Genomic DNA, 13,082 nt, shown 5'->3' with positions numbered 1-13,082 from the left:
ATAGGAATAAGCTAGATGAGGTGATTACTACTAACATTTAGCTTATTTTTATATTTAAATAAGGAGATATAGATTATACAAAATTGAGTCTCAATTAATGGGAAAATCATTTTAAGGCACTACTTTTGTATAATTAGGAGATATAGAATTTTTATGATATTATTTAGTAGTGAGGATAAATATAAAATACTACAATGACATAAAGGAAGATAATATAAATGACAAAAACTAACTTTAAAGATTACAAACTGAGCAATGAAATACTAAAATCACTTAATATGCTAAACTATAAGATACCAACAAAAGTTCAGCAAGAAGTAATACCAGTTGCACTAGAAAATAAAGATGTACTAGTAAAATCACAAACAGGAAGTGGTAAAACCGCAACATTCGCAATACCATTATGTGAATTAGTTGACTGGGAAGAAAACAAACCACAAGCACTAATACTTACACCAACAAGAGAACTTGCAATACAAGTTAAGGAAGATATATTTAACATAGGAAGATTCAAAAGAATAAAGGTACCAGCGTTATACGGTAAATCATCTTTTGAACTACAAGCAAAAGAGCTAAAGCAAAAAACTCATATAGTAGTTGGAACTCCAGGGAGAACAATAGATCATATCAAAGAAGGAAACTTCACAACAGATAATATAAAATACCTTGTATTAGATGAAGCAGATGAAATGCTTAGTATGGGATTCTTAGGACAAGTTGAAGAGATAATATCAGCACTACCTGCTAAGCGTGTGACTATGTTATTTTCAGCAACTATGCCAGATGATATAGATTCATTATCAAAAAAGTATATGAGAGACCCTGTTACAATAGAAGTTAAAGCAAAAACTTTAACAGTAGATAGAATACAACAAGATGGATATAGAGTAGAAGAAACAGGAAAGTTAAATTTATTGAAAGACGTAACAACAATAGAAAATCCAGATAGCTGTATGATTTTCTGTAACACTCAAGTTAAAGTAGAATCACTGTACAATGAATTAACTAAACTTAAATATCCATGTGACAAAATACATGGTGCTATGGAACAAGATGAGAGAATAAAAGTAATGAATAACTTTAAAAAAGGATATTTTAGATACCTAATAGCAACTAATGTAGCTGCTAGAGGTATAGATATAGATAATATCACTCATGTAATAAATTACGATGTACCTGTATTAAAAGAAAATTATGTTCATAGAATAGGGAGAACAGGTCGTGCAGGTAAAGAAGGTAGAGCTATTACCTTTATTATGAAATCTGATGAAAGACGTATATTTGAAATATATTCGTACACAGGCAAGGAATTAACAATGAAGATGAAACCAAGTAAAAGATTTGTTATGAGCTTAAAGTCTGAATTTGATAAGAAGTTAGAGCAAAGACAAAAGGTTAAAGAAGATAAAGGTGCAAATCTAAGTCAAGAAATCATGAAATTGCATATAAATGCTGGTAAAAAGACTAAGATGAGACCTGTTGATATAGTTGGTACACTTTGTAGTATAGAAGGTATGAGTGCACAAGACATTGGTGTTATAAGTGTACTTGATATATCTACTTATGTTGAAGTACTAAATAACAAAGGTGATATGGTATTAAAAGCATTACAGACAAAAAATTTAAAAGGTAGACCACGAAAAGTTACTAAAGCAGAGATGTAATATATATGCTCGTGGGTATTATTCCTGCGATTCGTCTCCACCAATTTTAAAACTGAAATGATGAACATATTGAAAATGCTAGATTGGTGAAAATAAAACCTAGCATTTTTGTTATTTTTAACCACCATATGACCACCTATAGATTTTTGCATTAAATAAACCATCGTTTTTTTCTACTGCCTTAAGTTTAGAATCACCCATAACATGAGTGTAAATATCCATGGTTATATTAATATCATATTATCCTATTAAAGGCTGTACAGTTTTAGGTGGAACTCCAGCTTCAAATAAGCGAGTAGCATAGCTATGCCTTAAAGCATGGAATTTCATTTGCGGAATATCTAATTTTTTAGTCTAGAATGAAATAACTTTGCAGGTCTATTTTTGTTTATTGGCTCCCCAGAGTCACAAGACTAGAAAAGATGGTAATGGATAGAATAAGAAGTACAGGTAGATATGCTTTACTTATGGATATAGAACAAATGAATAAGGCTATTGAAAAAACTACTGATTCACAAGAAACTTTAATTATGAAAAGCCGCAAACAAGAAATAAAAGTAGAAAACGATAATACTGCTTTAGAAGAAATAGGGAATGAATTTTATAAGTGTAAAAGATATGAAGTTAGAAGTATGTTAGCTAGATGTGAACAAGCTAATGAGCATATAGATTGTAAAATTAGCATATCAAGTGATGGTGAACATTCAAAAATTAGGCTATGTGAGCTTATAAATAAGCCAAGTAATATATTAATTTTAGATGGACCAACAAACCATTTAGATATAGATGCAAAGAATGAACAAAAAAAGCATTAAAAAATATAAAGGAAGTTTGATTTTAGTGTGTCACGAGCGTGTTTTTTATAAAGACATTGTAAGTGATGTATTAAAAAATTGTGAAAACTTATAATATAATAATACCCCCTAGTTAATAACTTATACTATGGGTTATTATTATATTATAAGCCAATAAGAAAACATAAAAGGATGTGCATTATGAATAAAAGGCTAATTGTAATAGACTTTGAAGTTCTATCAAATGCTAACTTCTGGATGTGCTGTATGAAAGATGTAAAAAGTGGATTAGAACATACAATAGTCAATGATAGAAATGAATTTTTAAGAGTGTTTAATAAAAATAGAAATAGTATATGGCTAGGATACAATATAAGAGGATACGACCAATGGATTATGAAGGCTTTACTTGCAAATATAAACCCTTGTATGGTATCAGATAAGATTATAAAAGAAAAACTTTCAGGATGGCAAATAGATAGATCTTTAAATAGCCAGGAATTATTCTTCTTTGAATTAGGAGATGGATTTAAAAGTCTTAAAGAGCTAGAGTTATTTATGGGTGAGAGCATAGTAGAAAGTAATGTATCTTTTGACCTTGAAACTTATCCAAGTAAAGAAGAAATAGAAGAATTAACAAGTTATTGCCTACACGATGTTAGGATGACATTAAAGGTTTTTAATGAATTAAAACATGAATATGAAGCTCAAGAAGCGTTGATAAACTACTTTAACTTAAAAGATAGCTTTTTTAATAAATCAAAAGCTCAATTAAGTAGTTCAATATTGGGAGCTAAAAGACCAAATTTTGAGATAAATGATGAATTTGATTTTAATATAATAAATACACTAGAGCTTAGTAAATATGACTATGTAAAAAAGTGGTATGAAGACTTTAATAACAGAGATTATAAAAAGGGTCTAAAAACAAATGTATATAATTTAGAAACAGACTTCGGATGGGGAGGGCTTCATTCTGCAAGAAAACAATATATTAGAGAAGGTTTTATTATAAATAGTGATGTAAGCTCATTTTATCCATCAATAATAATAAACTATAATCTATTAAGTAGGAATGTATCAGAACCTGAAAAATATAAACAAATAAGAGATACTAGAATTGAACTTAAAAAAATAAAGATCCTAAAGAATATCCATTAAAAATAGTATTAAACTCAGTTTTTGGAGCATCAAAGGATAGAAAAAATTATTTATACGATCCTCAAGTTGGAAATGCAATATGTGTAAACGGTCAATTATTATTACTTGATTTAATTGAAAAAGTAGAACTTGAGTTTAAAGATGACGCAGAGTTTATACAGGGAAATACAGATGGTGTTATGTTTAGATTCAATAGTAAAGAAGATGTTGATAAATATCTAGAGATTTGTGAAGATTGGTGTGAGAGAACAAAAATGGACTTAAACCATGATATGATAGAAAAAGTTATTCAAAAAGATGTTAATAATTATATATTTATACAAGCTGATAAAAAAGTAAAAAGTAAAGGAGCTTATGTTAAAACGTTAAGTTTATTGGATAATGATTTGCCTGTAGTGAATAAAGCATTAAAAGAATATCTAATTAATAACGTAAGCATAGAAGATACTATATTAAATTGTAATAATCTAATAGATTTTCAAAAGTGCGTTAAAGTAACTGGTGCTTATAAATATGCTTTATACGGACAAGAGAAGATAAACTTAAAAGTGATAAGGGTATTTGCAAGTAAATTAGCAAGTGATCCTTGTATAATGAAGGTTAAAGATAACTTTAAAAGTCCTGAGAAAATAGGTAATACACCAGATAGGGTATTTATAGTAAATGATAATATAGTAGATATGAAAATACCTTCTAAACTAGATAAGTATTGGTATATTAATTTAGCTAAGAAAAGATTAGAAGACTTTGCACCTGAGCCAGAGATAACTTTATTTGATTTAGAAAATTAAAAATATATGTGAAACTTACCTACCTATTTATAGGTACATATATTTGATTAATATAATTAATGGTATAAAACAGCAGAGCTTACTATAGTAGACGTAGTAAGTTATAAATCTTATATGTGTGAAATCTTACGCTATAGGTGGTGGAGCGACTAAAGTATTAGACAGTTCCCAGACAATTTTATTAATTTTGTGGGTAATGATTTTAAAGATACGTATAGATTGGTTGTTGGGTGGTTGGAAAATAGAAAATTAATGTAGATAGTATAAAGGTAGCTTAATTGCTACCCTTTTTTTTATATTAATTTCTTCTTCGATAGTTTCTTCCTTTTCAAACTTTATATCTATATATATTTTTTTATTATAAAAATCTTACTGATTTGCCTGTAAATAATTAATCATACTTTCTACTAATACGTATATTGTATCTAAAATCAAGATCATTTATATTTCGTATATAAATGATCTTGATTTTTATTGATATCAATATTAGCTTTTTAAGTTTTCTATATCAATAAGATAACTATAGACTAAATCTCTATTTTTATTTATATTAAATAGAAATATAATAATAACCCAACTATCTAGATTATGTAATATTTTTTTATTAACAGAGTAACTAAATTTCTTAAGTTGAGATAAAGATTTAATAAAAAAAGACATAAAACTAAATATGATCATGAGCGGAAATATTGCATTATCACAAGTGTTGGCAGGATTTATTAATATTTCAATATATAGACTTTTACTTTCGTATTTCATCACATAGATAGGGTGATTTAATTGGGTAAGGTATGATAAGGCGAGTTCGTTAGTATTTATCCAAGTGGTTTCAGAAAAAATTCAGTAATAATCCATATGAGTTTAAGGATACTTGTATTCAAATATAATAATCATTTTGCTAGAATAAAGAGACTATAAGCTTATTGGAGGGATATAAGATGAAAATAATCGATGAAACTATCTGCCTCTATTATGATTTTGGTAGATTTATTTACAAGTGGTTGTTCTGGTAAGGCAGTAAAAAATAATAATGAGCAAAATGCAAACAAAGCGGAAGAAGCTTTATGGCTTAGAACATGGGAAACCAAAGATGTTATGACTGTTGAAGTTTTTTAAAGAGACCTTTAATATAGATGCTATGATTGCAATGGATTCTCGCACAGGAAGCTCAACTTGTATTTCATATGATCTTATTAATAAATAGAAAAATATGTGTTAGGAGATGTTAAAATGAAAAAATAGCGATATATGGAAAAGGTGGAATTGGAAAATCAACTACCGTATCTAATGTGGCGGCAGCGCTATCTAGTATGGGATTGACAGTGATGCAAATAGGATGTGATCCTAAAGCTGATTCTACCAGAAATCTAACTGGAGGAAAAAACATAACTACTGTACTTGATTCATTAAGAAAAAATAGTGATGCTGAGTTAGATGAACTTGTGGTGAAAAGTAGCACTGGAGTATTATGTGTAGAATCTGGAGGTCCAGTACCTGGAGTTGGATGTGCTGGTAGAGGTATTATTACAGCTTTTGAAAAGCTTGAAGAGTTAGAAGCTTATGATACTTACAAACCAGATATAGTTCTGTATGACGTGTTAGGAGATGTTGTCTGTGGTGGTTTCGCAATGCCTATTAGAGGTGGTTATGCAGATGAAGTATGTGTTGTAACTTCTGGTGAGATGATGTCTTTATACGCTGCGACAAATATATCTCGAGCAGTTGAGAGTTTTGGAAATAGGGGTTATGCGTCTATACGAGGTCTAATTCTAAATGCTAAAAATATTGAAGGAGAAAATAAGCTAGTAGATGATGTAGCTAAGGAGATAGATGTGCCAGTAATTTACCGTTTGCCTCGTAATCCGTATGTACAACAAGCTGAGGATCAAGGTAAAACTGTCGTGGAGGCTTTTCCTGATTCAGAAATGGCAGAACATTACATGAAACTTGCTAAGCTATTAGTAGAAGGAGGAAAATGTATTGAATGATTTTAAACATCTAAAACTACTTTCAGAAGTTAAATCTAATAAAAATATTAAATTTCTAACGCCGGCTGTTTTTAAAGGAAATCATTGCCCGATGCGTATAGCATCAGTTATTTCAGAAGATATCGAAGGACTTTCCTCCTTACTTGTAGGAATGCAGGAGTGTACTACTTATTCGAGACTTTTCAGTCCAAATCCAGAAGGTAAGGACGGTGAACTTCACTGGCTTTATGTATTGGACTCGAATGAAGTGGTATTCGGATGTAGACAAGGTTTAATCGACTCTCTTATCAAGATGGATAAATCTGGTGCAAAAGCTATTTTATTAATTGTAACTTGTGTTCCAGAATTAATAGGTGAGGACATTGAAGGAATAATTTGTGAAATTCAACCCAAATTGAATGCTAAGGTTACTTTTGTAATGCTAGGTCAATTCAAAAATGTTAGCTATCCACCAGGTTCAAGAAAAACCATGGAGGCTCTTGGAATGCTGATGGATGTAAAAGAAACTGATCCTATACAAATCAATGTGCTGGGACGTTCACCAAATGAAGAAGAAATTCCTATGCCCAATATACTTCAGGAATTAATAAATCAAGGTCTTAATTTACGTTTTCTTGCACCAGGAGCTTCTCTAGAATATTTCCAAATGGCTTCAGATGCTGGGCTAAATATAGTAGTTTCTCCATATATGCAGCCACTTGCAGTTAAAATGAAAAAAAAATTTGGTATACCATATATAGATTTACACAATATGTACGATGTAAATAGTATTCATAAAGCTTACGAGGATATTGCAGATCAATTTGGACTTAATTTACATGATGTTTTTGAGGAAGAAAGACAACAAGCACTTAATTTGCAAAACCAATCAGTTGAAAGGTTTAGAGGACTTAAATATATATTCTTGCCTAGAGTTGATATGACAATTCCTTTAGCACATTATCTTACTAAGCTTGAAATGGAACCTCTACTTTTACATCTAGAAGAATATTATCCAGAGGACAAAACTAATGCAAAAGATATTATTTTGATGGGTCATAATCCGTTAATTTGTAGAATGGTTAATCCTGAAGCAGACTTACCTATTTTAGAAAAGTTAGGTGCAGACTTGTATTTTGGATTTTCACCAAATATCAATAGGAATAATATTGCTTACGTGCCAGAAATCTTTGATTTTTATGGACAAATAGGATATAGCCGTACAGTTAGTATATTAAAGAGGATATTAACGATATTGGACGAAAAAAACGACTTAAACAATGGAGGGACTGAATATGGGATTACACAGATTTAAACCAATTCCTTCAGGAAGAATGGGCACTCTTTGGACTATAGCTTCAATTAGAGATGGAGTTGTTATTGAGTTTGGATGTATGGGGCATATGCTCTATAGCAGTGTAACACTAGAACGTACAGGAGTATATGATGGGAGTAAACTCTACTCTACACATATAGAGGAAACTGATATAGCTTTCGGTGATACAAGTAGACTTGATAAAACTATTGAAAATATAATAGAAAAAGATTCCCCAAAAGTGATTTTTCTTTTACCATCGTCAATACCTGAAGTAATAGGAATTGACCTTAAAGCTGTATGTGAAAGTTTACAGCTAAAATACCCTGAAGTTAAACTAATACCTTTTGGATGCGGGGGATTAGACGTTAAGCAGCATCGTGGTGTACAAGAGGCTCTTTTGTTATTAGTAAAAAAACTACCTGTAGATATAAAGAAAACGGATCAACCAACTTTTAATATAATAGGATCTTGTGCCGATATTTATAGATTTCAATCTGATGCAAATGAAATAGTTAGAATAATGGATGGGTCTTTTGGAATAAAGCCAGTTTGTGTATTGAGTTCAGATACATCTATTGAGGATATTGAAAAAATGGGAAGTGCTCATCTTAATATTGTTTTGCGTCGTGAAGGAATACCAGCAGCTAAACATCTAGAAAATCGATTTGGGATACCATATATTGTAGGAAGGCCTTATGGTATTGATGGAACTTTGAGTTGGATTGACAAAATTGCAGATATTTCTAATTTAAATTTAAATACTGAGTTTTTAAAGAAAGAGAGAGAAAATGCAAGAAAACAACTTAAGCCTGTAATGCCATCTTTTCTACATATTGCAAGGTCTCATCCAGATGAAACGGTATTGTCTTTGGGGGGACATGCTGATGTAGTAAGTGGGATACTTTCTTTTGGATGTAGTGAGCTTTTCTTATCTAAAGGAACTTGCTGGTGTGATAGCCCAGATATGGGAAGTGAAGAAATACCATTTTTTTCTGAAGATGAGTGGATACGAGTAATTAAGTCTCATAAAAAAGGATTTCTTATGGCAAGTGGTGAAGCATTAGATTGGTCAGGGCGCAATACAGATATGCAAATATCAAATCCTGATACTAAATATCGTTTACATCCATATGATCCGCCGTTTGTAGGTTTCAGAGGTGCCGTTAATATTGCAAATTTATGGATAAATGAAACTAAAGAAGATTGATGTTTACTATGTAATAGTAATTAATTTGATGAATCCAGTATATTAGACCCGTATCAAATTATCCGTGAGGTGTATATGTGAGTGATAGTATTAAATAGGATTATTAGAAAATAAAAATATATTAAAGCATACCTCCAATTTAAAAAAATTAAACTAAATATAGTTAAAAACACTTACTTACAGTTGATGTATTTAAGTGTTTTTTATTTCTAAAAACACCTTTGAAATAATACGAAATATTACTTCTCCTGTTATGAATAAAGGCGTTAATTTCAGCATTATTACTTGGGCGTCGGGTTGAATAATCTAAATGATGGTGATATTAAATGAAAGTGAAAATTTGTGAAGAAATATTTACTAAAAGAAAAATAGTAAGACATACACTAATACGAATTGCATAAAATAGATAAAATGAAAATTTCTAAAAATATAAAAGAGGCTAAGAGGGGAATTGGAGGGTGGAATTATGATTAATATAATAACTTTTTCAATTTATTTAACGGTAGGTGTTGTGTGTCTAATTATTGTATATAACTTGGGAAAAAAGCTAGAGCGTGAAATTAACTTAGATCAAAGAAAAAAATATGAGGAACTATCTAATGAAAATAAGAAATCAGAGAATGATATTCAAGATAAAAAACAGAGTTAGACTACTATAGAAGGTACTTTAGTACCTTCTATACAATAGCCTTATAAAGGGTAAATAAAGTAAGCAGGTTAGGTGAAGCTGATAGATATGAAACAGCGAAATTGATTGCAACTGAGGTAAGGAAATTAACTGGTAATAAAAGCAATATGATACTAGTTGATGGTACTAATTTTCCGGATGGTATAACAATTAATAGCTTAGCTTCAAATTTTAAAGCACAAATAATGCTTACAACACCAAATACATTGAGCAAGGAGACAGCTGATAAGATATCAGAGTGGTCAATTAAAAATGTACTAATAGGTGGTGGATACAATTCAGTATCTAAAAATATAGAAGATAATTTAGGAGTAAGTAATAAAGAAAGAGTTGCTGGTCAAGATAGATATGAAACAGAAGTAAAAATTTCTGAAAGATTATCTCAAACAAGCAAAGCTTTAGGAAGTTAATAATATACTTTGGATAGAGTCAATTATAGTATGTATAGAATATACGCCAAATGATAGAGGATCATTATGGCAACCTATTTTAAAAAGAATTAGAGAAGATAAATTACCGAAAAAATGTAAAGAGTAACTAAGAGTAGAGTGGCGTAAAAGCTTCTCTATTTTTTGGTTAGAGTTTATTAAAATTTCCAAGATATAAAAAAAGATCAGTTTTGTCAAAACTATATATTATAAATCATTTTACTTTAAAAATTGCTCGGACTTTTAACATTTATTAATATAAAATAATGAAATTTTTAGTATAAAAAACAAAAAACTTGTATCTTTATACGTTTCATTTACACTTTTTAGTACGAGTATTAATTTTTATCAGTGCTGATACAGAGGACTCAGTAATTAAAAGCAGATATGACCCGTTCTTTAGACAATCACCTTCTTTTAAATCTATGTCTGACCATTTTAAACCTAATTCTCCAACCTTAATTCATTAATCTTTGTTAAAAAAATATTTAATATTTATTGTAAAATTATCATATAAGTGCTACGATTATAAGTATAAGATATTTTCAAAAATAAATCACATTCAAATATATTCATAAGTATTTTCATACATCATATACATCTTACACAAATTTATTCATTACATAAACTCATTTTAAATATCCCTTAATTAATAAAATAAATTGTTAATAAATGATTATATATTAACAACATATAATCATATACTCTTATAAATTGTTAATATACAAACAAAGTTTTGAGCAAGCTTAAATTTTCTCGGCTTATATTTAATCAAATAATTATTTTTTAAGTTTTGCCGAGATTTTAATATTAAATATAAAATTAAGGAGGATCTTATGAATTTTAATTCGAAAAATTATCGTATGCGATGTTTAGAGAATTCTATGAAAATCTCACCGTAAATGATGTCATACATCTTTTGGATCATGGCCTTTATTTCAATAATTTGACAATGAAGAACAAAGACAAATTTTTATAACAAATGCAATTGCTGCAGATATATTATTTAGAACTACTAAAATGCATAATTATTGCTAATGACTAAACCCGCATTAGGTGAAATATAATGCTACTATTGTTTGTAAAGCACATAGATCACTATTGTTTTCAATAATAAAGCGAATAATATAAAAGAAATTTATGGTGCCGTTCATCAAACGGGTGGGGTGGAATGGAAAACTCTATTAGTCAATTAAGTACTAATTAAGTTCACTAAGAGATTAATATAAGTTAAAAAATTTTTTATGGAGGAGGATACTATGGAAGAAAGTGGTGTTAAAATTTATGAAAATCTTGCTTTAGAGATAAATAATAATGTTTGTACTATAAAAATAAACAGACCTCAAGTTTTAAATGCAATTAATTTAAAAACTTTAGAAGAACTTTATGAAGTATTTACAGATATCGATAAAGATGAAGATATTTATGTAGTAATTTTGACAGGTGAAGGTAAAGCATTTGTTGCAGGAGCAGATATCGAATATATGAGAGACTTAGATTCAGTTTCTGCAAAGAATTTTAGTCAACTTGGCAGTAAAGCTCTTAACGCTATTGAAAATAGTAAAAAAGTTGTGATTGCTGCAGTAAACGGATTTGCATTAGGTGGTGGATGTGAAATTGCAATGGCTTGTGATATCAGAATTGCATCTTCTAATGCTAAGTTTGGTCAACCTGAAGTAACTTTGGGTATAACCCCTGGTTATGGTGGTACCCAAAGACTTACAAGATTAGCTGGAATGGCGAAAGCAAAAGAATTGATTTTTACTGGACAAATTATAAAAGCAGATGAAGCCAATAAAATAGGATTAGTTAATAAAGTTGTAAATCCAGAAAATTTAACTAGAGAAGTTGAAATATTAGCTGAGACTATAACTAAAAATTCTCAGCAAGCAATTAGATATTCTAAAGAAGCTATAAAGCTAGGTTCACAAACTGATATTAATACTGGGCTGGATATCGAAACTAATTTATTTGGACTTTGCTTCTCAACTAAAGATCAAAAAGAGGGTATGTCTGCTTTTTTAGAAAAGAGAGAAGCAAAATTTTAAAATAGTATAAGTTGGATATTAGCTATTTATCATATTAAAGATTTATTTAATATGATAAATAAAATTATAAATACTAAAAAATAGGGGGTAAAATTTATGAAATTAGCTGTAATAGGTAGTGGAACTATGGGTACGGGTATTTTACAAACTTTTGCAAGTAGCGGTCATGATATATGTTTAAAAAGTAGAAGTCAAGAATCAATATCTAATTGTATGATATTACTAGATAAAAATTTAAATAGACTGGTTTCTAAAGGTAAAATTAACGAATCTCAAAAAACTGAAATACTAGGTCATATTACTTTTACTACTAACTATGAGGACTTAAAGGATATGGATATAATTATTGAAGCATCTGTTGAAGATATGGATACAAAAAAAGAAGTTTTTAAATTATTAGATGAGCTATGCAAATCTGACGCTATTTTAGCTACTAATACTTCATCATTATCTATAACAGAGATAGCATCTGCTACGAAAAGACCAGATAAAGTGATTGGATTACATTTCTTTAATCCAGTTCCTATGATGAAGTTGGTTGAAGTTATAAGCGGTCAATTGACTTCAAAGGTAACTTTTGATACAGGAATTCAACTATCAAAGAGTATTAATAAAATGCCGGTCGATGTATCTGAATCACCAGGGTTTGTAGTAAACAGAATACTTATACCTATGATAAATGAGGCAGTTGGAATTTATGCAGATGGTGTAGCTAGTAAAGAAGAAATTGATGAAGCTATGAAATTAGGGGCAAATCATCCTATGGGACCTTTAGCATTAGGAGATTTAATAGGGTTAGATGTCGTTTTAGCTATAATGAATGTTTTATACAATGAATTTGGGGATACAAAGTATAGACCTCATCCTCTATTGGCAAAAATGGTTAGGGCAAATCAATTGGGTAGAAAAACAAATATAGGCTTTTATGATTACAATAAATAAAATAAGATTAATAAATCATAATATAAAAATTAAATAAATAGGATTATTTATCTCGGTATCATAAATCATGTAAA

At 29.6% G+C, this 13,082-nt stretch carries 12 protein-coding genes and 1 pseudogene; 12 read left to right on the top strand and 1 reads right to left on the bottom strand.

Annotation, left to right across the window (positions count from 1 at the left end; translation table 11 throughout):
• Positions 1–218 precede the first annotated feature (218 nt).
• The gene (locus tag T473_RS0110865) at positions 219–1,664 is read left to right on the top strand and encodes a DEAD/DEAH box helicase (protein WP_024621930.1); all 1,446 of its coding nucleotides are present in this window, start codon (positions 219–221) and stop codon (positions 1,662–1,664) included.
• A 240-nt stretch (positions 1,665–1,904) separates the two neighbouring features.
• Here T473_RS0110865 and T473_RS19195 read toward each other — a convergent pair whose 3' ends face one another.
• The gene (locus T473_RS19195) at positions 1,905–1,994 is read right to left on the bottom strand and encodes a tyrosine-type recombinase/integrase (RefSeq protein WP_077065787.1); all 90 of its coding nucleotides are present in this window, start codon (positions 1,992–1,994) and stop codon (positions 1,905–1,907) included.
• 98 nt (positions 1,995–2,092) lie between these two features.
• Between T473_RS19195 and T473_RS0110860 the strand changes: the two genes are divergently transcribed.
• From T473_RS0110860 to T473_RS0110815, 11 genes and pseudogenes are all read left to right on the top strand, one after another.
• The gene (locus tag T473_RS0110860) at positions 2,093–2,479 is read left to right on the top strand and encodes an ATP-binding cassette domain-containing protein (RefSeq protein WP_024621929.1); all 387 of its coding nucleotides are present in this window, start codon (positions 2,093–2,095) and stop codon (positions 2,477–2,479) included.
• 180 nt (positions 2,480–2,659) lie between these two features.
• Complete coding sequence (locus T473_RS18100; protein WP_077173610.1) at positions 2,660–3,619, top strand: hypothetical protein; 960 nt, start codon at positions 2,660–2,662, stop codon at positions 3,617–3,619.
• A gap of 179 nt (positions 3,620–3,798) precedes the next feature.
• Positions 3,799–4,410, top strand: a complete 612-nt coding sequence (locus tag T473_RS18095; RefSeq protein WP_077173609.1) for a hypothetical protein — start codon at positions 3,799–3,801, stop codon at positions 4,408–4,410.
• Between the two features lie 951 nt (positions 4,411–5,361).
• Positions 5,362–5,526: a hypothetical protein gene (locus T473_RS18515; RefSeq protein WP_161627553.1), complete on the top strand. Its 165-nt coding sequence runs from the start codon at positions 5,362–5,364 to the stop codon at positions 5,524–5,526.
• 122 nt (positions 5,527–5,648) lie between these two features.
• Positions 5,649–6,398 carry a nucleotide-binding protein gene (locus T473_RS0110845; protein ID WP_029791707.1) on the top strand — a complete coding sequence of 250 codons (750 nt, stop codon included), beginning with the start codon at positions 5,649–5,651 and terminating at the stop codon, positions 6,396–6,398.
• A complete protein-coding gene (locus T473_RS0110840) occupies positions 6,391–7,692 on the top strand; it encodes a nitrogenase component 1 (protein WP_024621927.1) in 1,302 nt (433 codons plus the stop codon). Before T473_RS0110845 ends, T473_RS0110840 begins: the two co-directional genes overlap by 8 nt.
• Positions 7,673–8,902 carry a nitrogenase component 1 gene (locus T473_RS0110835; RefSeq protein ID WP_024621926.1) on the top strand — a complete coding sequence of 410 codons (1,230 nt, stop codon included), beginning with the start codon at positions 7,673–7,675 and terminating at the stop codon, positions 8,900–8,902. Before T473_RS0110840 ends, T473_RS0110835 begins: the two co-directional genes overlap by 20 nt.
• Positions 8,903–9,368: 466 nt before the next feature.
• Positions 9,369–9,551, top strand: a complete 183-nt coding sequence (locus tag T473_RS0110830) for a hypothetical protein (RefSeq protein ID WP_024621925.1) — start codon at positions 9,369–9,371, stop codon at positions 9,549–9,551.
• Positions 9,552–9,628: 77 nt separating this feature from the next.
• Positions 9,629–10,000 (top strand): annotated as a pseudogene (locus tag T473_RS0110825) (cell wall-binding repeat-containing protein); the annotation flags it as partial.
• Positions 10,001–11,277: 1,277 nt separating this feature from the next.
• Positions 11,278–12,066 (top strand): enoyl-CoA hydratase-related protein, encoded by a 789-nt coding sequence (locus T473_RS0110820; protein ID WP_029791705.1) that lies wholly within the window; start codon positions 11,278–11,280, stop codon positions 12,064–12,066.
• Between the two features lie 96 nt (positions 12,067–12,162).
• Positions 12,163–13,008 carry a 3-hydroxybutyryl-CoA dehydrogenase gene (locus T473_RS0110815; protein WP_024621923.1) on the top strand — a complete coding sequence of 282 codons (846 nt, stop codon included), beginning with the start codon at positions 12,163–12,165 and terminating at the stop codon, positions 13,006–13,008.
• The last annotated feature ends 74 nt before the right edge of the window (positions 13,009–13,082 follow it).

Origin of the sequence: Clostridioides mangenotii TR, assembly GCF_000498755.1 — a bacterium.
Lineage (GTDB): Bacteria > Bacillota > Clostridia > Peptostreptococcales > Peptostreptococcaceae > Metaclostridioides > Metaclostridioides mangenotii_A.
The sequence above is the reverse complement of the archived record's forward strand: the minus strand, read 5'-3'. Positions and strand labels throughout refer to the sequence as shown.